The sequence below is a fragment of the Holdemania filiformis genome (assembly GCF_003459085.1).
GTDB lineage: Bacteria > Bacillota_I > Bacilli_A > Erysipelotrichales > Erysipelotrichaceae > Holdemania > Holdemania filiformis.
In genome coordinates, this window is sequence record NZ_QRUP01000001.1 from 375,018 (window position 1) to 395,309 (window position 20,292).

Genomic DNA, 20,292 nt, shown 5'->3' on the forward strand with positions numbered 1-20,292 from the left:
ATTATATTTTTATTAATATTTTCCTGCAACAATCATGAAATTACTTTCATAAGTTGTAAAAACAGCCACGATTCTCTTCTTTTCTGACAAAAAAAAGCCAGACTCTGCCGAATCAGCCGCTGCATCGAACGCAATGGCTGCCTCAGTTTTCTGGCTTTTTAAACGTGAATCAGGATTTGTGTTTTCTGACTTTCTGTGAGTCAAATTTCCTGCCCCTGCCACAAAGCGCGGACAATCTCAACGGCGTTGGTCGCCGCTCCCTTGCGCAGCTGATCGCCGCAGCACCACAGCGCGATCCCCTGTTCACTGGCAAGATCCCGCCGCAGCCGGCCGACCTCGACGGTATCCTGATCCGTACAGGCCAGCGGTGTCGGATACGGCTGTTCGTTGAGTATAACACCTTCCGCTTCCATGATCGCCCGGCGGACTTCATCTAAACTGACCTCCCGCTCGGTTTCCAATGTGATTGATTCGGAATGACAGCGCAGCACCGGCACGCGTACGCAGGTGCAGCTGACCCGCAGCGCCGGATCGTGAAGGATTTTGCGGCCTTCGTTCTGCAGCTTCATTTCCTCCGAGCTGTAGCCCTGTTCATCAAAGCCGCCGATCTGTGGAATCAGATTGTACGCGATCTGAACCGGGAAGGTTTCCGCTGACGCAGGCTGTCCCGCCTCCAGCTGGGCAATCTGCCGCTTCAGTTCCGCTAAGCCTGCGGCCCCGGCGCCGGAGACCGCCTGATAGGTCGACACGATCATCCGCGTAATCCGGGAAAGCCGGTAAATCGGCGCAACCGCCATCAGCGCGATGATCGTCGCACAGTTGGGATTGGCGATGATCCCCTGATGTGTGCGGATGTCCTGCGGATTGATCTGCGGGATGACTAACGGCACATCCGGATCCAAGCGGAACGCGCTGCTGTTGTCGACAAATACCGCGCCTGCGTTGACGATCACCGGCGCCCAGCGCTTGGCCAGCTCATTTTCTACCGCCCCCAAAACGACGTCGACGTCCGCGAAACTGTCCTCGCTGACCGCTTCGAGGGTCAGCGGCTGACCTTTAAACATTAAGGTCTGGCCGGCACTGCGCGGACTAGCCAGCAGCTTTACCGGTCCGACCGGCCAGTCTGTTTGTTCTTCCAAAACCTGAAGCATCGTGCGCCCGACCGCTCCGGTAGCGCCTAAAATGGCGATTCGACAACTTTTCATGCCTGCATCCTCCCTGCTTTCGGCGCGAACGCCGCGTATAAGACCTGAATCGCCCGGCTGAAGTCTTCATTCTCCACCCCGACGATGATGTTGATTTCATCCGATCCCTGGGCGATCATCCGGATGTTGATCTGATGCGCGCCCAGTGTCTGGAACAGCTGGCCGGAGATGCCGCACTGCAGCGCCATATTGCGGCCGACGACGGCGATCAGGCTGAGATTGTTGACGACCTTGATATCGTCGCATTCACACACCTGTTTTAACTGCGCCGCGATTTCGTACAGACTGTCGGCAATCGCCGCCGTGGAAACGACGATTGAGAAATTATCAATGCCCGACGGGACGTGTTCGACGCTGATCTTATATTTTTCCAGAACCTCCAGCGCCCGCTTCAACAGACCGACCTCGTTGGACGCGTTGTGACGGTACATTGTGATGACCGTGAAATCCTTCTTTCCGGCGATGCCGGTGACAAACCGCGACCGATCCTCCTGAGCCGGATCGACGTGATCGACAATCTGCGTGCCGGGATTGTCCGGTTGGTTTGTGTTGCGAATAACGATCGGAATGTTCGCGTCCTTGACCGGATAGATCGCGTCCTCATGCAGCACGTTCGCGCCCATATAAGAGAGTTCGCGCAGCTCGCTGTAGGTAATCCTCTCGATCTGCACGGGATGGTCGATGATCCGCGGATCGGCCATCAGAATCCCGCTGACGTCAGTCCAGTTTTCATACAGCCGGGCAGACAGCGCCGAGGCCATTAAACTGCCGGTAATATCCGATCCGCCGCGGGCCATGACCTTAATCCGGCCGTTGGGCAGCGCGCCGTAGAAGCCGGGAATGACGAACCGGGGCGTCTGCTGAGCCTGAGCCCGGATCAGCTGGCGGGTGACGTTGTGATCGATCTTGCCGTCATAGCCAAACCGGATCACCTCGGCGGCATCAACAAACGGCCAGTCCAGATACGCCGCCATCAGCTTCGACGTCAGCCATTCACCCCGCGATACCAGCTCGTCCTGGCTGATTCCCTGCCGCATTTTTTCTTTCAGCTGGGCTAAGGGTTCCTCCAGATCCAGACTTAACCCCAGCGCATCCCGGATTTCGCAGAACCGCTGGCGGATCAAATCAAACAGCGGCTCGCAGGAAACGGAATATTGCAGATGAGCATGGCATAAATAAAGCAGATCCGTGATCTTATTATCGGTTTTCGTCCGTCTTCCCGCCGCGCTGCAGACGACGATTTGACGCTCGGGGTCGGCTTCGACGATCGCTTTGACTTTTTGGAACTGACGGGCATCGGCTAACGAGGAGCCGCCGAATTTTGCGACGATCATATTTCTTCCTCCTGGATCCTGGCGGCAAACAGCTGCGGATCGAATGTCCGGGCCTGGATGATCAAAGCTTGAAGATCACGGCTGTCCCCAGACTGCGTCCACAGCTGAACGCGGCCTTCGCTGCGCCGGATTTCCGCGGTTACTCCGTTAAAAAGCTCAGCGGTCTGATCGTTAGTTCCCACATAATAGCGAACATCCTCGGCAGCTTCGCTGATTTTCACTTCATGCAGCGGCAGCGGTGAAACCTGACTCTTCTTTTTTATTTCCAGAATATCGGTAAGAACGGCATGCGCTGTCGGCGGTCCGCCCGCCCCCTGACCGATCAAGGTCAGCTCGCCCAGGCTGGCTGTCCGCAGCAAGCCGGCGTTAAGATTATCGCGGATCTGCGCCAGGGGCGCGGTTACAGGCAATAACACCGGTTCGATGCGGGCCTGAATTCCCGCTTCCGTCTTCTTTAAGATCGATAACAGCCGGCAGCGTTTCTCTTTCGCTTCAAACGCCTGGATATCCTGACAGGTTAGTCCCTGCAGTCCCTGAGCGGAGAACTGATCCCGATGAAGCAGGACATTGAAAGCACAGCCGGCGCTGATCATCAGCTTCCGCGCCAGATCTTCCCCTTCTAAGTCCGCGCGGGGATCCGCTTCCGCATAACCTAACCGCTGAGCTTGGGCGATGCCTTCGTCTAACGACAATCCATCGCGCTCCATGTGATCGAGGATGTAATTCGTCGTTCCATTAAAGATCCCTTCAATCGCCACAATCGGATCGGTGGCTTTTAACGCCGTGATCGTCCGCAGCCAGGGGATACCCCCGGCTACACTGGCATCATAACGGAACTGAACCTGATGTTTCTTTGCCAGGTTCACCAGTTCCCGATAATACGCGGAAACCATCGCCTTGTTGGAGGTCACGACTGATTTGCCCGCTTCCATCGCCTGCCGGCAATAATCCCATGCCGGCTCAGCGCCGGAAATCATTTCCACGACGACGTCGATTTGCGGATCCGCTAAAACTTGCGCGTAATCATAAGTCATGGCCGGATGAGTGAGCGGATGCGGCTTCCGGATCAAAATGGCCGCGACCTGCAGCTCGGGATCATGACGCTTCTCAATCTGTTCCATCAGGCTGCGGGCAACGGTACCCCAGCCCAGCATTGCGATTTTCAAATGAATTCCCCCTTGCGTGTATTCAAAATAAATACACTTGTTTTTCATTGAAAGACATTGTATCATAGAACTGTTAAAAAATTCAAGAGGTGGACACATGAAAAAACAGTTATGCAGTACGCGAGGTTCATATATCGATGCGGATTTCTGGACCGCGGTCAGAAACGGCGTCGCCGATGACGGCGGCTTAATCATCCCGGCTGACTGGGAAAACCGGCAGATCGACGTGGAGACCCTGCCGCTGGGTTATCCGGACATCGCTCAGGCGGTGCTGGCCTGCTTTGCGGACGATCTGGACGCCCCGACGCTTAAAGCGCTGATTCATCAGGCTTATGACGGACGTTTCGACGCTGAGGATGTCGTCCGGCTTTCTCCGCTGGGCAGCGATTTTCTGCTTGAGCTGTATCATGGACCGACGGCGGCGTTTAAGGATATCGCGTTATCGCTGCTGCCGTTATTTCTGGGCGAAGCTTCCCGGCGGCAGAAGCAGCCGAAGAAAACGCTGATCTTGACGGCAACCTCCGGCGATACCGGCAAAGCGGCGCTGGAAGGCTTCAAAAACCGGCCGGATTGCGAGCTACTTGTCTTTTATCCTGATCATCTTGTCAGCGAAATCCAGCAGCGTCAGATGGTCAGCAGCGAAGGCCGCAACGTCGGCGTGTGCGCGATCCGCGGCAATTTTGACGACGCCCAGAGCGCAGTCAAGCGCTGCTTCGCCGATCCGCAGCTGCGCGCCGCGCTCAACGCTTGCCAGCTTGAGCTTTCCAGCGCCAATTCAATCAATATCGGCCGGCTGGTTCCGCAGATTGTATATTATTTCTGGGCCTACCGCCAGCTGCGTCAGCGAGGCGTGCTCACAGCTGGACAGACGCTGGATTTCAGTGTGCCAACGGGTAATTTTGGCGACATTCTGGCCGGCTATTACGCCAAGCAGATGGGCTTGCCTGTCGGCAAGCTGATCGTCGCGAGCAATGCCAACAACGTTCTGACCGAATTCTTCACCACCGGCCGCTATAACCGCCGGCGGCCCTTCATGAAAACGACGTCGCCATCGATGGATATCCTGATTTCCAGCAATCTGGAACGCTTGTTAGCACATGAAACCGGATTGGATGGCCAACAGGTCGCGGCCTATATGGATCAGCTGCAGAAACAAGGAGAATATCAGATTGACTCCGCGTTGCTTCATCGCCTGCAGAAACAATTTGCCTGCGGCGACTGCACCGACGAGCAGGCTGCCGAAACGATCCGGCAGGTCTATGCTGAAAGCTGTCGGGTGCTCGACCCGCACACCGCTGTCGGCGTGCATGTTCTGCGCCAGCTGCGAAGCGAAGGATTTGAAAAAAATCCGTGCGTTGTCCTGGCGACTGCTTCGTGCTACAAATTCAGCAAGGACGTCTATGAAGCGCTGTTCGGGCCGGCGGACATGGACGAGTGGATGGCAATGGAACAGCTGAATCAACGGACTGGAATTCCGATTCCCGCTCCGCTGCAAGGCTTGCGCGACAAGCCGGTCCGGCATACCGATCAGATCGAAAAGGACGCGATCCTCGATTATGTCCGGCAGAAAGCGCAGGTCATGAACCATGATTAAAGTCACAGTCCCGGCGACGACCGCCAATTTAGGTCCCGGCTTCGACACGCTCGGGCTGGCTCTGGATATTCAAGCCACATTCACTTTTGCCCCGGCTGCGCAGTTTGAGATCACCGGCTGTCCTCAGCGCTACTGCAATGAAAACAATTTAGTCCGAAAGGCATACTGCCGCCTGTTTCAAAAGCTGAACGAGAAACCGATCCCCGTGCGGATCACGATCGATTCGCCGATTCCCACAAGCCGGGGACTAGGCTCCTCCTCCGCCTGCATTCTCGGCGGGCTGTGCGGAGCGAACGCACTGTTGGGCGAACCGGTTTCCGCATTGGATCTCTTACGGCTGGCCTGCGAGCTGGAGGGGCATCCGGATAATGTCACCCCGGCTTTGTTAGGCGGATTGAAAGCCGCGCTCGTCGAGCAGGATTGTCTGTTGACCGCTGATTTCAACGTCAGCGAGCGGCTGCGGTTTGCCGCGCTGGTTCCTGATTTTGAATTGGAAACGCACCGCGCCCGCCAGGCTCTGCCGGACGCAATTCCCCATGCCCAGGCCGCCGGCGCTTTAGGCAAGCTGGCCTTTCTGTTGAAAGGGCTGGAAACGGCGGACAGCGCCTTGCTGGAAGCGGCGATGAACGAACCGCTGCACGAGCCTTACCGCATTCCGCTCATTCCGGAATATGAAGAGGTCCGGCAGCTGTGCGTCAATCAGGGAGCGGCCGCGGTGATGATCAGCGGCTCGGGGCCGACGCTGCTGGCGCTGTTTCTCGACACCCTTCCGGAAGCGGCTTTGACATTGAAGCTTAAATCGCTGAATCATCATTGGCTGCTGCTGCCCTGCCGCGTCCAGCACGAAGGTACCCGCATTGAGATGAAGGAGGAACCGCATGAGTGAACAATATTTGATCGTCAACACAAAAATCCTGCCGGATTTTTACGCAAAAGTCGTGGAAGCCCGCGATCTGGTCGAACAGCACAAAGTGAAAGGCGTCAGCGAAGCTGTCCAGCGTGTCGGTATCAGCCGCAGCACCTATTATAAATACAAAGATTCGATCTTTTCATTTTCAGAAAACGCGCGCGGCCGCAAAGCCGTGTTAAGCATGATCCTGACTCATCAGCAGGGCGTCTTGAGCGAAGTGCTCAACGAGCTGGCGGCGCAGCATACCAGCGTGCTGACCATCAATCAGTCGATCCCGATTCACGATCACGCCTCAGTCAGTCTGTCGCTCGATATTTCGGATCTGGATTGTTCTATCGACGAAGTGCTGCGCAGTCTGAAAGAGAAAAAAGGCGTGACCAATGTCCGCCTGATCGACTTGGAATAAAAGATCTCGAACTTTCTTAACCATTAGGAATTCAGAAATCAAATAAAAAACGTTGAGCTTCCCTCTCTCAGGGATTCCTCAACGTTTTTTATTGAAATGGAGAAGACGGTGGTCAGCGTCCAGAAAGAGAAACTTTGATGAATCTCCCGTTCTCTGTGAACGAAGTCAATCTAGTTTCTGATATTCCGCTGCCCTTTACGAGAATGCCTGAATCAGATTGATGATGAAATTGCCCAGACCGTGCAGAAACGCGCCGGGAAGGATCGAGCCCTGGAATGATTTTTCAGCCAGATACCCCAGCAGAAAGCCGCCGGCCGCTGTCGTCGTAAAGATGATCGTCCCTGAAAGCAGGGTGAGGTTCCCGGCCAGAAGCACGTGCAGGCTGCCAAACAACACCGCCTGAAGAAGAATGCCGAAGTCTCCGAATTGGCGGACCAGCCGCTTACTAATAAAACCGCGGAACAGAAATTCTTCAAAAAAGCCGATCTGGATAAAGCTGATGATCACAATCGGCAGTATCGCAGGCATGCCCAATCCGGTATAGACGCTGGCGGAGGGCTGGGTAAACTGCGTAAAAACCGGCAGATGAGTCACGCCCCAGACAAGCCAATACACAACGATCATTCTCCCTGCCGATTTGTTTTTCTTCGGCCGGATCAGACCGAAATACGCTGCGAACCCCGCCTGCTTCCGTCCTTTTATGCGCCACCATCCAACAGGAATCAAACCGAAGACAACACTGGCCAAAACGGTACTGCGCAACGCGTCAAAAATAAGCATAATTTTCTCCTAGCAAGCCAAAGCGGCGACAATGGACAAAGAACTTCCGATGATACGCTCCGCTGCGTTGAACGGCTCTGCTTCCATTCTATCAGATTCCATGCCGCTTGACGAGCTTTGCCGGAATGACCGACATTTTTCCGTGTGCGCAAGATTTTTATGGTAGAATGAAAGTCCAGACTTTTTAAAGGAGGGAATAAACATGACACGCGGGATTCTTCTATTTGGTTCTTCCGGTTCGGGAAAGACCACACTTGGCAAAAAAGTTGCCGAAGCCCTAGGTTATCCCTATTTTGACATCGACGATTATCTTTGGCGCAAAGACACGCCGATTCCTTTCACCCGCATGTACTCGCGGGCTGAAAAAGCCAGCCGGCTGATGCATGATATTTCTCCATTCGATCATTTCGTCATGGCCGGATCAATGGACAGCTTTAACGCTCCGTTTGTACCGTTATTTGATCTCGCGGTGCATGTCGACGCCCCGGCTGAGCTTCGCCGGCAGCGCCTGCACCAACGAGAACTGGATGCTTTCGGTGAACGGATTTTGCCGGGCGGGGATATGTTTGAAGAGCATCAGCGTTTCTTAGCGGATTCTGACCGGTACGATACCGACGGTTCTCCCTGCCGCAAACGTCACCTGGAATGGGCGGCCACCCTGCCCTGCCGCGTACTTTATCTCAACGGCGCTGCGCCTTTGACGGAAAATCTGACGGTGATCCTTCATGAATACACTGCGCTTATTGCTTCCTCTTCCGTTCCTGAGATTTAGGATAAACCATGAAAAAAAGAAATTGCCGCAGCGGAATGAAGTCCGGGGAAGCAATTTCTTTTCTTATTTAAAATAGGTTGAGCGCAAAACAGAGTTCTGTTTTATTACTCAGCGTGCTCCAGCGCCAGCGTCTTCGTTGTGATATCGCAGACCTCCGCTGGTCCATAGTACTGGATAGCACCCGGATAAACGAAGCTGGTTTCAACAGCCCATTCTTCACGGTGAGCTTCAAAGAACTTAAACGGTTTACCGTCCAGCTCAACAAGCGCCTTCTTGATTACCGGCTTGTCTTCGCCGTGTCTTCTTTCGATATTCATCATCTTCGTGATCGGCATCCCGCCTGCCGTCCATTCGCTGGCCGGCTTGGACAGATTGGAGATTTTTGACAAATATCCATTATAGCCGTACTGGATCAGCATGAACGCGTTATATCCCAGGGAGTAGCAGTAGTCGGAATCAAAGTTAGACGGGAATGCGCATCGACCTTCATATCCTAAGAAATGATGGAGCGGGCTGAATTTTCCCTTATAGGTTCCGGCTTTCTTTCTTTCATCCAGTTTATCCTTGACTAACGCCGAGAATAATTTTTCCGATTCAATCAGGGAAACCTGAACATTGCCGTGCGGGTCGCGTTCCAGGAACAGCTGCTGCTGGATGTTTTCCGGCAGGATCGCGAAGACGCCCATTGATTCTTTCGTCAGACCTTGTTCGATGAACGCATACTTTTCACCCCACGTCGCCAGCGCGTTGAACGCGTCAGCCTTGCTTCCGGCGAGAAGTTCATTGATTTCCTGGATTAACGCAGAGAATTCCGGAACGAATTCAACGACGCCTTCCGGGATGATCGCAACGCCGAAGTTCATGCCCTTTGCCGCACGCTTTTCAACGGAATCCGCAATGTAATCCGCAATCTGCGACAGCGACATTTTCTTTTCCGATACTTCTTCGGAGATCAGACAGATATTCGGCTGGGTTTCCAGCGCGCATTCCAGAGCGACATGGGAAGCGGAACGGCCCATGACTTTGATGAAATGCCAGTATTTCTTCGCGGAATTCGCGTCTCTTTCGATGTTGCCGATGATTTCGCTGTAAGTCTTGGTCGCCGTGTCAAATCCGAACGAGCATTCAATATCTTCGTTCTTCAGGTCGCCGTCGATCGTCTTCGGGCAGCCGATAACCTGAACACCGGTGTCATGCGCCGCAAAGTATTCAGCCAAAACCGCCGCATTGGTATTGGAATCGTCGCCGCCGATGATGACGATCGCCGTAATTCCATGCTTCTTGCAGACATCCGCAACGATCGCGAACTGTTCGTTCGTTTCCAGCTTCGTTCTGCCGGAACCGATGATATCGAATCCGCCTGTGTTGCGGTACTGGTTGATGTAGGCATCATCAAAAATCAGATAATCATCTTCAATCAGACCGATCGGACCGTTTTTAAAGCCATAGAGAACGTTTTCTTTATTCGCGGCTTTTAACGCGTCATATAAACCGCAGATGACATTGTGTCCGCCCGGAGCCTGACCGCCGGAAAGAATAACGCCGACGACTTGTTTCTTCGCCTCCGCCGTGTTCTCGCCCTGGACAAATGTAATTTCCTTTTTGCCGTATGTGTTTGGAAATAAGCGTTTGATTACTTCCTGATCGGCTGCGCTTTGAGTTTCTTCGCCTTCCTGAACCCCGATATTGGCAATACCATGTCTCAGCATGCCTGGAAGTTTCGGTGAATACTCATATCTAGCAGATTGTAGTGATGAAATTTTCATAGTTAATCTCCTTCTCATCTTAGATACATCGTAATTTTAAGATATTTAACCTGAAAAGTAAACCTGTATTCGCGTGTTCAGCATGACAAAAGACACAAAAACGGAACATTCAGAAGATTTGATCTCTGGAGTTCAATTTCCCACGGAATCTTCATCAGAATGTTCCTGCATAAAGGATAACCGAATACGCAATTTAAAGCACGGAAATAGGCATTTTCCCATCGACAATAAAGAGCCCAGACAGGAAAGTTGACTGCCGGGCTTTAATTATCCGGTAGTATTTCTCGATCTGGTGCTGACTTTATTATAATATAAAGATAAACTATTCATGAAATAAGTTCTCAGACAAATTTAACGGATTTAAAGAGGTTCGATGTCATTATGAATTGGAAATTACCGCTTGTTTTGCATGATCCAAGATGACTCAATGATAAATTCAGCATTCAATATCGATCGTCATCCTGATGTCTATAAAGAGTTACGAACGTCAATTATAAAAGATCAGAAAAATTATCCTCAGATTTTTATTGGTTTTATAGACTGAAATCTTCTTATAACCTCTCATAGATGTTTATATTATCATAAGAAAATGATTTAAAATCAAGGTTTTTCGCATATCTTCATTTCTCTTGCCGTATCTCCTTATAAGGTGGTTTTATAAGACCAGGTACCATTTTAGCACCACAAATAAGATGATACGCATAAACACCGGGCGTTACAGACATAAAACTGATAAGGCAGAACAATGATGCCTTTTCCTTCAAAAATGCCCTTTAACTGCGTAACATTTCAAAGAGTAGAGTATCCTTTCCCTTCTGTTCCTTTTTTAAAAGTTCCGTAGCAAGCATAGGAAAGGGATACCCTTTCCGTCATATTTTGTTTGATAAGCCCTCATAAATTAAAAATTATCGGCGAATAAGAATGCCTTTCATGTACTGTGTTTCATTGTGAGTTTCGTATATAATAGCCTTTTCTTCTTCCGTGCAACCTATGAGTATTTTAATTTCAGAATCCCTTTTCATCAAATCAACAATACACATAATAGCATCTATATTTTTCCCATTCGTCCCGACCCATACGTCTATCCCGGCATCATCCATTGATGCTGTATTTTTCAAATACCCATAATTGACTTTATAAATGAAATTAGGGTATTTAGGATGTGCAGTTCCTTTTGGTCTATCTATGATGATTTCTGATTTGCCGACTAAGGTATCTAATGCACTCCAGAAACTGTTATCGAATCTGTGCATGAAATCTCCTCCAAATTTTAATTTTCCATTTTTTAATAATAGCACAAAGCCATAAAGTTATCTATCATCGTATTTGTCTTTACAAAGTAGCAAAGCCATTTACGCTCGTCAGCGGAGAAGATTAATAGCCTGTACTTTCTGTTGACAAGTACGAATGTCCTCGCTTATGCAGCAGTCAAGAGAGCTAAAGCAACAAGTGCTTTCGCACCCTAAAGATTCTGATATTTCCTTAATATCTGCTTGTATCGTTTTATATCACCGTAAGACATTCGAGTACCATTTGGGCACCAAAATATCAAAAAGCTTTGTGATTTCAAGCGCCTTAACAGGTAAAAAAGTAAGTATTTACAACGTTTTTTACTATGTAATGCTTTTTAGCAACTCACAAACAATTACTATTTCTTATGCGTATATTATGCACAAATTTTCAAAAATAAAAAAAGCCTTTTACTAAAGGCTTTCTCATTAAAGTGGCAGGGGTGGAGAGAATCGAACTCCCATCAAAGGTTTTGGAGACCTCTGTTCTACCATTGAACCACACCCCTAAAAAAAATGGTGACTCGTACGAGATTCGAACTCGTGAATGACGCCGTGAAAGGGCGCTGTGTTAAGCCACTTCACCAACGAGCCATTTTTTCCGATTGCTTTGTAATAATAGCATAAACCATTTATGATTTCAACAAAAAAATAAAAAAAATGAAGGCAGAAGCTTCGCTCCGCCCTCACTTTTATTGATTTTGCTTTCTTACCGCACGGTTCTGTTCGCGATTCCCTTTTTTAAACTTGGCTTTCTGGAACATCTTCGGCAGAATCTGCCAATCCAGATACGCGATCAAGCCCGGCAGCGCGGGCAAGAATCCAGGCAGCAGAAAGAAGACCGCTACCGGCACTGCTAATGTCAGCACCGCGATGGACAACGATTCAAAGAAACAGGTAAACGCCAGGTCCAGTGCTCTCACCAGCGCTGTTTTTACTGTCAGTCCAGGGAATTCCGCCAACACCGCATAGACCATCAATAATTCAAAGAAGACAAGCATCAGTCCGACCGCAGCCACCGTAGCTCCCAGCACATCCTGCGTTGATTCGCCAGTCCGGTAATAAATCAAATCCCATAACAGCACCGCGATGACGATCAGATGAATCAGCCAGATCTTCGTGGCTAACGGCCAATGCTGACGAAACGCGGTGAAAAAGGATTTCATCACTGAATAGCAGTCACCCCGCACATAATCGCTCATCGCAACGTTAAGCGCTGTACTGGAAGCACCGATCGTGATGACAGGCAGGCTGCAGATCAGCCACAGAAAACCGAGCAGCACGATGTTCATCACGCGGTCGACGCCGGTCCAAAATAATTTTTCTCCTTTTTCGCCCATGTTTCTCTCCTCTTTCAGGATAATCCTTTTTAAATCAGTTTAAGATCTGTAAGGAACCCAGTCCCAGATTTTCTGTCGACTGCGCGTCAAACAGGATATACCGGTCGCCTTCAAAACCGAAGTGAATGACGGAATCCATCGCGAAGTCGACGCTGCCGAAGGCCACCGCCGATAATGTAATATCCTTGACTGCCAGCGACAACGTCGTTTCCATCCCGCTTGGCAATGAAGAAATAACGGTGCCCTCGATGCCCTCTTCTCCTCTGACCTTGACGAATTCCGGTCTAACGCCTAAAACATAATCCCCTTCCGCCGGTAAGGTCAGCGGCTGGTTCGGCGTGAAGAGAACCGAGAAATGCCGGCAGGTCAATTCGACTGCCTGATCCTTTTTAATCCCATGGCAGGGAATGAAATTCATCGTCGGATTGCCCATGAAATCAGCGCAGAACAAATTCGCCGGTTCACCATACAACGCTAATGGCGGACAATACTGCTGCAAAACGCCTTCTTTAATCAGGCATACCTTCGAGCTCAACGTCATCGCCTCCGACTGATCGTGGGTTACATAGACAAACGTCGCGCCGGTCGTCATGTGCAGCCGCTTCAGTTCAGCGCGCATATCATTACGCAGCTTGGCGTCCAGGTTGGACAGCGGTTCATCCATCAACAGTACCCGCGGATTCGGGGCCAGGGTCCGGGCGATCGCGACGCGCTGCTGCTGACCACCCGACAATTCGGACGGATACCGCTGAATGTATTCCTCAATCCGCATTGTCTGGCAGATTTCCTTCACCCGGGCATCGATTTTCTCCTTCGGCCATTTCATATTTTCCAAACCAAATGAAATATTTTTATACACTGTCATGTGCGGCCACAGCGCATAATTCTGAAACAGGAAACCGACATTGCGCTTATCCGGCGATACATTGACGCCTTTAGCATCGGAGAACACCAGCTGATCGTCGATGTAGATCTCGCCTTCGCTCGGCGTTTCCAGCCCGGCGATCATCCGCAGCGTCGTCGTCTTGCCGCAGCCGGAAGGTCCCAGCAGCGAGACGAAATCTCCGTCCTTAATTTCCAGATTTAAATGATTTACAGCGATTGAGCCCTTGCCGAATTTTTTTGTGATATCGACTAACCGTATTGTCGGCATGTTAATTTCCTCCTCCTACACCCTTTTCAATCGAAGCGCCGGTCAGCTTTTCCACGGCGAAGTTGACGATGAGCACCACGAAGATAATTAACAGGTTGATCGCGTTGGAATACTGCTCCCAGCCTTTTTCGTCATACATGAATAACAACGTCGTCAGCACGCGGTTGTTCGCGGTGACCAGAATTACATATAAGCTCAGCTCACGCATGCTGGAAACAAACGGCAGCAGATAACCGGAGACGATCGTCGACTTCTCGATCGGCACAATGATCTTGGCCATCCGTTTGATCCAGGGAATGCCTTGAATGATACCGGCTTCTTCAATTTCCGGCGACAGCTGCAGCATTGAATTCACACCGGAACGAGAGGCCATTGGCAAATATTTGACCGTCCCGATCAGCGCCAGGATCGCAAAGGTGCCGTAGAGCGACGGAATGATCCCGTGCGGCCGTGAGAACATCGACAGATAAATCGCCGCGAAAGCCATTGACGGAATCAGATATGGGATAAACGTCAGGTTTTCTACGATCTGACTCAGCTTGCTTCCCCGCCGGCGCACAATCGCATAGCCGGCCAGAAAGCCCAGCGTGCCCGCGCCCACCGCGACGATTGCCGAAAGCTTCAAACTGTTGAACAGTGTCTTCCAGACGTCCGCATTGATCAGAATTCCGGCCTTGTCCATGACATCGTTGCCGCCCTTGGAGCTGCCGATCCAGAAGTCCAGCGTCATATTGGACAGGCTGTAATTGCCTTTAATAATGATCAGCGACTGCAGTAAGAATGAGATCAGCGGGACGACCGACATGCACAGCACCAGACACAGCACCAGCACCGACAATAGGCTGCGGACTTTCTTTAAGTGGAACAGCGACACATTGGCGCTCTTGCCCGTCACCGTCGCATAGGATTTGCGCTTGCCGATCAGCATCTGGTTTGCCAACATGATCAGCACGCTGATGACAATCATAACGATCGCCAGGATGTAGCCGACGCCCGGGTTGGTTCCCTGCAGTGCGGCATACAGCTCGGTGGTCAGAACGTAATAACGCACCGGCAGACCGAGAAACTGCGGTACGGCGAACGAACTCATCGCACTGGAGAAGACCAGGATGACCGTGCTCAGCACGGCCGGCATGACCATCGGAATTGTAATCCTTGTAAACATCCGCAGGCGTTTGGTTTTCAGGATGACCGCCGCTTCCTCCAGATTCGCGTCCATGTTGCGCAGAATGCCGCCGATCAGAATATAGGCGAACGGCGCGTAATGCAGCCCGGTGACCAGAATGATTGGAAATGGCCCGTAAGCGAACCAATTCGGCGTCGCAATTCCCGTCAGCGCCGTGAAGATACCGGTCGCCCCGCCGACCGCAGCGTTTTTAAAGAAATTCTTCCAAGCTAACGCCAGCGTCCAGCTCGGCATGATGTACGGAAAGATAAACAACTTGGTCAGCACTTTTTTCCAGCGCAGATCGCTGCGGGTGACCAGCCAGGCAAAGCCCCCGCCGATCAAAATCGCGACGATGCAGGCGCTGATCGAACAGACCAGACTGTGGGCCAGCGGTTCATACAATAAGGATTTACTGTAAACACTGGCGAACGTGCGGTTCCAATGATAAGCCGTCCAGGTGCCGACAGCCTGATGAACACGGGATTTCTCGGCCGAATGAACGATGAAGGTATCCTTCACGATCGAAAACAGCGGAAAGACGACCAGATAGGTCAGCACGATCAAAAAGAGCACCAACAGGATGTTATAGGGTTTGCTGAAGAATGTCTTGACCTGATTTAACTTCTTTTTCATATTCCCCTCCCTAAGAGTGAGAAAGGCTGTGATGGCGAACACCACAACCTTCCGAGAGCTTTCTTATTTGATCAGATTGATAAAGTCTTCAACATCTGCACGATGCTCAGAGCAGTAGATCGGATCTTCTTCGACTAAGATCGATTTCCATTCCTTGACCGTCTTGTCACCGTCGGTAACTTTCAGATTGGTATTGCCGGAGTAATCGCCGAAGCGGCCGGTCATGCCGTTGTAAACCGAACCGTCGTTAATCTTCAGCTCGCCGTTGCCGAACCAGCCTTCTTCTGTGAACAGCCAGCACAGGAACGCCTTCGCCATATCCGGATTATCGGCATTGCTTGTCAACAGACCGTAGATTGGATAAATAAAGCCCGCAAACGGCGTAACGCTGGAGGCAAAGCCCAGCTTGTAGCCCTTATCCAGATTCTTCTTATATTTGTTCAGTGTGATCAGCGCCGACCATTGTTCGCTCTGACCTTCCGCGCCGATCGCCTGGGCGATATCGCCGTCCGAGGAGCCAACGACCAGACCGTTGTTGTAAAGCATCTTGATCCATTGGTAACCGGCATTCGGGCAATCGCTGTCCAGCACCAAATCGGTTCCGTAGTAATCCTTATACGCCGCTTCCAGCTTGGCCGCATAGTCATCGGAAGTGATCTGCGTCAGGAAGTCCATGTTGACGCCCTCGCTGTACGGATCCTTCATCTGAACGGTGCCTTTGTATTTCTCGTCAGTGACATACCAGATATTGGTCAAGTCTTCTTCCTTGACGTTATCACTGTTGAAAATGAAGACCTTGTTGCAGTAATCGTAGACCAGCAGCGGTTCCGTGTCCGCGCCGACCAGATCGTAGATTTCCTGATTGTACCAATTATAGACGTAGCCTTCGTCGACCAGATCGGACATGACGCGCGCACCATCCTGGATGAAGATGAGATCCGCGCCTTCGGCGCCGGAGGCGACTTCCTCCGCAACTTGGGTGATCTGGTTCGTGTCGCCGATCTGCGTGCATTCAAATTCAACGTCTAAGTTATATTTGTTCTTAAATGCTTCGCAGCCGCTGACGACGACGGAATGCGTGGAATACACGGTGACCTTCTTGCCGTTTTCAATTCCCTTTTGCAGCAATTCCTCAAAGGTTGTCTGATCGATTCCTCCGGTGGACTCGCTTGGTGTTTGAGCGTTGTCCGGCTGTTTCTCTGGTTCCTTTGTCCCTTTGTCCGAGCATCCGCTCAGCGCCGTGGCACAGAGAAAGAAACAGCACAGGACAGTTAAAACTTTTCTCATGTTTCGCTACCTCCGACGGTTATGTAACCGCTTTCTTAAGCTCATCTTAAAACTAATTTTTTTATTTTTCAACGATTTGAAATCAATTTGTGAAATTATTTGGAATAAGCAAATAATTACCACATTGTTCTAACTAAATTTCAGGTCATATCCTTGTTTTTAGCTAATTTTACCTGTTTTCAGGATTTTTTTACCGGATTTAATCTAAAGTCAGAGATATCCCCTGATTTATTTTTAGAATTCTTGAACGATCTCCTAAAAATAAGAATTTCTCCAGCGTGTTCACAAGGGGAAAGCAACCAAAAATGGCAGCCGATCCTCTGCCCTTAACCTAAAAATTTTTTATGTTAAAATAATACGAATTGACTCTTTCCCTTCACCTTTGTCATGAAGTCTTCATTGTTTTCATCGGCTCACGCATTGTTTTCTTGTTCCGTTGCCGATATAATTAGGCTGTGGTTCAACACCGAGAAAAGAAAGGAGTCGTATGAAGACCAAACTTCATACATGAATCAGATGAGTAAAAAAAGAAAAGCGAAAAAATCCGGAATTTCAGCCGGAGCGCTGAGCGGCATCATCCTGGTGATGGTTCTGGCCGGCGCCGGGATTACCGGTACGCTGGCGCTCAATTCGATCTATCGCGGGCCGTACAAAGCGTATACGCAGCATTTGCTGGAAACGATGGAGGAAGGCAGTCTGCAATACAAAGCCGCGGAGTTGTTCTATTCCAAGGCAGAACTGGACGCAATCCGCAATCCGCAGCTGAGCGATGCGAGCCAGGAACCGGCTGCGCCTGAAAGCGCGGATCTGGATGAGATTGAGATCATCGATCTGAAAGGGACGACCTTTGAAGGTAAGCTGATGATCGTTCACGACCCGTCCCGCGTCTTTGTCGCCTGCAACCCGAACATGGATTCCGGAGCGCCGGGCTATTCCGTCGAAAAATACATCGAGCTGAACGACGCGATCGCCGGGATGAACGCCGGAGGCTTTGAGGATGCTGGGGGCAACGGCAACGGCGGCACCGCTTACGGCATCGTCATTCATGACGGCAAGCTGATCAGCGGCAGCCCGAGTGAATTCACGCCGGTCATCGGCATCAACAACGCCAACCAGCTGGTCGTCGGCGACATGACCGCCCAGCAGGCGCTGGACTATGATATCCGCGATGCCGTAACCTTTGGTCCGGTCTTTATCAAGAACTGGGAAGTCGTCTTTGAATCAGGCCGGCACCCGGGACTCAATCCGCGTACCGTCATCGGTCAGCGCTACGACGGCGCGTTCCTGTTGATGGTGCTGGACGGCCGGCAGCCGAGCAGCTTCGGCTCCACCTATCAGGACATCATCGACATCATGCAGCAGTATGACGCCGTCAACGCCGCCAATCTGGACGGCGGCAATTCCACCGTCATGGTTTATGACGGGGAAACCCTGAATACTACCGTATCGATTAAAGGCGACCGCCGTGTGCCAACCGCCTTTATCGTGAAATAGGAGAAACCATGATGAGTAAAAAACAAGGAATTCCAACAGGCACTGCCCTGGCCATGATCGGACTGATCCTGGTGATTGTCATCGGCGCTTCCGCCGGTGTGCTGGCCTTAGTCAACACGAAGATGAGCGCATATGAAAAGACGACGCCCAACGCCGCATTGGAAGCGTATATGAAACAGATTGAAAAGCAGGATTACACTGAATTATACGAACAGTTCCAAACCCGTACCGGCAGTCTGAGCAGCGAAGCTGATTTCAGCACCGCGATGAATACAATCTACAGCGATGTCGATTTTAAAGATCTCAGCTATGTGAAAGACGACAAGTCCGCAGAAGGCTATGAAGGCACCTACGGCGTCTATTCCGGCGGCAAGAAAGTGTCGACGTTGGATCTGCGCAAAGAGAACGAAACCTGGAGAGTGGAAACCGTCATGCAGAGTTCCGGCAACCTGAGCTACCTGATCGACGCTCCGGCAGATGCGCAGGTCAAGGTCAACGGCATTTCGTTAGGCAGCGACTACGTCAAGGAAAGCAACGTTCCAGCCGGCACCTACGACCGGTACAAGACCAGCTCCGCCGCTCCGACCGTCACCCGTTATGAAATCAGCGAGCTGATGTCCGAACCGGAAATTACCGCTGAGGGTTATGTCGTTGTGAAAGATGCCTACGAAGAACGGTTCTACGTCGGCAAGGCTGCCAGCGGCGACGTCAAGAGCGCCGGTGAAAAGACGATGACGGCGATTGCCGAAGCGGTGGCCCGCTATGCCACTGGGGACGGCGGTCTGGGAACGCTGACCGGCTACTTCCTGTCCGGCAGCGAATTTGCCACTAAGATCCGTACAATGGACAACCAGTGGTACACTGGTCATGCGGGCGTCAAGTTTGAAAATGCCGAAGTGCTCGACCTGATTCAGATCGGAGATAACGATCTGGTCGGCAAGATTATCTTCGATTACACCGTCTTAAGTAATACCTATGGCAACCGCACCTACCACTGCGGCTATCAGATCGTCCTGACGCGCAGCTCCGGCAGCTGGAAAGCGATCGACCTGATTGTCAACAACGATCTTAACCCGGCCAACGACTAATCAAACAAAACACTCAAAAAGCGACAAATGTCGCTTTTTTTGATCTCTCAGCTGTGGTACATTATAAGTAATGAAAGCCCTTTACAAAGGAGGAACAACTATGATTGATTATACAGAAGGTTCAGGGAAACAGTATCACATCGGCGTCGGTCCTGGTGAGGTCGGACGTTACGTCCTGCTGCCGGGCGATCCGAAGCGCTGCGCCAAGATTGCGGCGCATTTTGACAATCCGGTGCTGGTCGCCGATTCCCGCGAATTCGTCACTTATACCGGCGAGCTGGACGGCGTAAAAGTCAGCGTCACTTCAACCGGAATCGGCGGGGCCTCCGCTTCGATCGCGATGGAGGAGCTGCATGCCTGCGGCGCGGATACGTTCATCCGGGTCGGCACCTGCGGCGGCATGGATCTGGACGTCAAAGGCGGCGACCTCGTCATCGCCACCGGTGCGGTCCGTTTTGAAGGCACAAGCAAAGAATATGCGCCGATTGAATATCCAGCGGTCGCGAATTTCCAGATTGTCAACGCACTGGCGCACAGTGCGGCGAAGCTGAACCTGCCTTATCACGTCGGCGTCGTTCAGTGCAAGGACGCCTTCTATGGGCAGCACAAGCCGGAAGAACTGCCGAACCATGAGGAACTGCTGCGCAAATGGGATGCCTGGGTACGGATGGGCTGCCTGGCCAGCGAAATGGAATCGGCAGCGTTGTTCATCGTCGGCGGATATCTGCGCTGCCGCGTCGGTTCGGTTTTCCTGACGGTCGCCAATCAGCAGCGGGAAAAAGCCGGACTGGAAAACATTCAGCATCACGATACCGAAGCCCCGATCCGCGCGGCTATCGAAGCGCTGCGGGATCTGATAAAAGCTGATCAGAAACAGTCGGTTTAACTGAGGATAAAGGCTTATCCC

Annotated in this window: 18 protein-coding genes and 2 tRNA genes; 7 read left to right on the top strand and 13 right to left on the bottom strand. The window is 51.3% G+C overall.

The annotated features are described in order from the left end of the window. Positions 1–12 precede the first annotated feature (12 nt). The 4 genes from DWY25_RS01895 to DWY25_RS01910 are packed head-to-tail and all read right to left on the bottom strand — an operon-like array spanning position 13 to position 3,705. Positions 13–204, bottom strand: coding sequence for a hypothetical protein (locus tag DWY25_RS01895; protein ID WP_117892951.1), 192 nt, complete (start codon positions 202–204; stop codon positions 13–15). Beyond that, a complete protein-coding gene (locus DWY25_RS01900; protein ID WP_117892954.1) occupies positions 201–1,205 on the bottom strand; it encodes an aspartate-semialdehyde dehydrogenase in 1,005 nt (334 codons plus the stop codon). Before DWY25_RS01900 ends, DWY25_RS01895 begins: the two co-directional genes overlap by 4 nt. Beyond that, positions 1,202–2,539 carry an aspartate kinase gene (locus DWY25_RS01905; protein WP_117892957.1) on the bottom strand — a complete coding sequence of 446 codons (1,338 nt, stop codon included), beginning with the start codon at positions 2,537–2,539 and terminating at the stop codon, positions 1,202–1,204. Before DWY25_RS01905 ends, DWY25_RS01900 begins: the two co-directional genes overlap by 4 nt. Then, a complete protein-coding gene (locus tag DWY25_RS01910) occupies positions 2,536–3,705 on the bottom strand; it encodes a homoserine dehydrogenase (protein ID WP_181981647.1) in 1,170 nt (389 codons plus the stop codon). The genes DWY25_RS01905 and DWY25_RS01910 overlap by 4 nt, the downstream gene beginning before the upstream one ends. Before the next feature lie 97 nt (positions 3,706–3,802). Here DWY25_RS01910 and thrC point away from each other — a divergent pair, with 97 nt between their 5' ends. Genes thrC through DWY25_RS01925 form a run of 3 tightly spaced genes read left to right on the top strand, consistent with a single transcriptional unit; the run spans position 3,803 to position 6,615 of the window. Continuing rightward, the gene (thrC, locus tag DWY25_RS01915) at positions 3,803–5,299 is read left to right on the top strand and encodes a threonine synthase (protein ID WP_117892960.1); all 1,497 of its coding nucleotides are present in this window, start codon (positions 3,803–3,805) and stop codon (positions 5,297–5,299) included. Next, on the top strand, positions 5,292–6,185 hold the full coding sequence (gene thrB, locus DWY25_RS01920) for a homoserine kinase (protein WP_117892963.1): 894 nt from the start codon (positions 5,292–5,294) through the stop codon (positions 6,183–6,185). Before thrC ends, thrB begins: the two co-directional genes overlap by 8 nt. Then, complete coding sequence (locus DWY25_RS01925) at positions 6,178–6,615, top strand: ACT domain-containing protein (RefSeq protein ID WP_006060701.1); 438 nt, start codon at positions 6,178–6,180, stop codon at positions 6,613–6,615. Before thrB ends, DWY25_RS01925 begins: the two co-directional genes overlap by 8 nt. A 195-nt stretch (positions 6,616–6,810) precedes the next feature. Here DWY25_RS01925 and DWY25_RS01930 read toward each other — a convergent pair whose 3' ends face one another. Further along, positions 6,811–7,395, bottom strand: coding sequence for a CPBP family intramembrane glutamic endopeptidase (locus DWY25_RS01930; RefSeq protein ID WP_117892965.1), 585 nt, complete (start codon positions 7,393–7,395; stop codon positions 6,811–6,813). 202 nt (positions 7,396–7,597) lie between these two features. On the opposite strand from DWY25_RS01930, the gene DWY25_RS01935 reads away from it, so the two are divergent. Beyond that, entirely contained in the window at positions 7,598–8,167 is a 570-nt protein-coding gene (locus DWY25_RS01935) for an AAA family ATPase (protein ID WP_181981648.1), read from the top strand. 104 nt (positions 8,168–8,271) lie between these two features. Here the strand turns inward: DWY25_RS01935 and DWY25_RS01940 are convergent, their stop codons facing one another. The 8 genes from DWY25_RS01940 to DWY25_RS01975 form a co-directional block, all read right to left on the bottom strand. Further along, positions 8,272–9,933 carry a diphosphate--fructose-6-phosphate 1-phosphotransferase gene (locus DWY25_RS01940; protein WP_039865086.1) on the bottom strand — a complete coding sequence of 554 codons (1,662 nt, stop codon included), beginning with the start codon at positions 9,931–9,933 and terminating at the stop codon, positions 8,272–8,274. 905 nt (positions 9,934–10,838) lie between these two features. Next, positions 10,839–11,186, bottom strand: a complete 348-nt coding sequence (locus DWY25_RS01945; RefSeq protein ID WP_117892971.1) for an inorganic pyrophosphatase — start codon at positions 11,184–11,186, stop codon at positions 10,839–10,841. 471 nt (positions 11,187–11,657) lie between these two features. Continuing rightward, positions 11,658–11,731: transfer RNA gene (locus DWY25_RS01950), tRNA-Trp, on the bottom strand. 8 nt (positions 11,732–11,739) lie between these two features. Next, a tRNA-Glu gene (locus DWY25_RS01955) sits at positions 11,740–11,816 on the bottom strand. 98 nt (positions 11,817–11,914) lie between these two features. Next, positions 11,915–12,562: a DUF624 domain-containing protein gene (locus DWY25_RS01960; protein ID WP_117892974.1), complete on the bottom strand. Its 648-nt coding sequence runs from the start codon at positions 12,560–12,562 to the stop codon at positions 11,915–11,917. Between the two features lie 34 nt (positions 12,563–12,596). Next, positions 12,597–13,715 (bottom strand): ABC transporter ATP-binding protein, encoded by a 1,119-nt coding sequence (locus DWY25_RS01965; protein ID WP_117892977.1) that lies wholly within the window; start codon positions 13,713–13,715, stop codon positions 12,597–12,599. Between the two features lies 1 nt (position 13,716). After that, entirely contained in the window at positions 13,717–15,516 is a 1,800-nt protein-coding gene (locus tag DWY25_RS01970) for an ABC transporter permease (protein ID WP_117892980.1), read from the bottom strand. 63 nt (positions 15,517–15,579) lie between these two features. Beyond that, a complete protein-coding gene (locus DWY25_RS01975; protein WP_117892983.1) occupies positions 15,580–16,803 on the bottom strand; it encodes an ABC transporter substrate-binding protein in 1,224 nt (407 codons plus the stop codon). A 516-nt stretch (positions 16,804–17,319) separates the two neighbouring features. On the opposite strand from DWY25_RS01975, the gene DWY25_RS01980 reads away from it, so the two are divergent. The 3 genes from DWY25_RS01980 to udp all read left to right on the top strand — a co-directional run bounded on the left by DWY25_RS01980 (position 17,320) and on the right by udp (position 20,271). Continuing rightward, a complete protein-coding gene (locus DWY25_RS01980) occupies positions 17,320–18,297 on the top strand; it encodes a phosphodiester glycosidase family protein (protein ID WP_244925906.1) in 978 nt (325 codons plus the stop codon). 11 nt (positions 18,298–18,308) lie between these two features. After that, positions 18,309–19,385, top strand: a complete 1,077-nt coding sequence (locus tag DWY25_RS01985) for an NTF2-like N-terminal transpeptidase domain-containing protein (protein ID WP_181981649.1) — start codon at positions 18,309–18,311, stop codon at positions 19,383–19,385. Positions 19,386–19,485: 100 nt separating this feature from the next. Further along, positions 19,486–20,271 (top strand): uridine phosphorylase, encoded by a 786-nt coding sequence (gene udp, locus DWY25_RS01990; RefSeq protein WP_220412902.1) that lies wholly within the window; start codon positions 19,486–19,488, stop codon positions 20,269–20,271. Positions 20,272–20,292 lie beyond the last annotated feature (21 nt).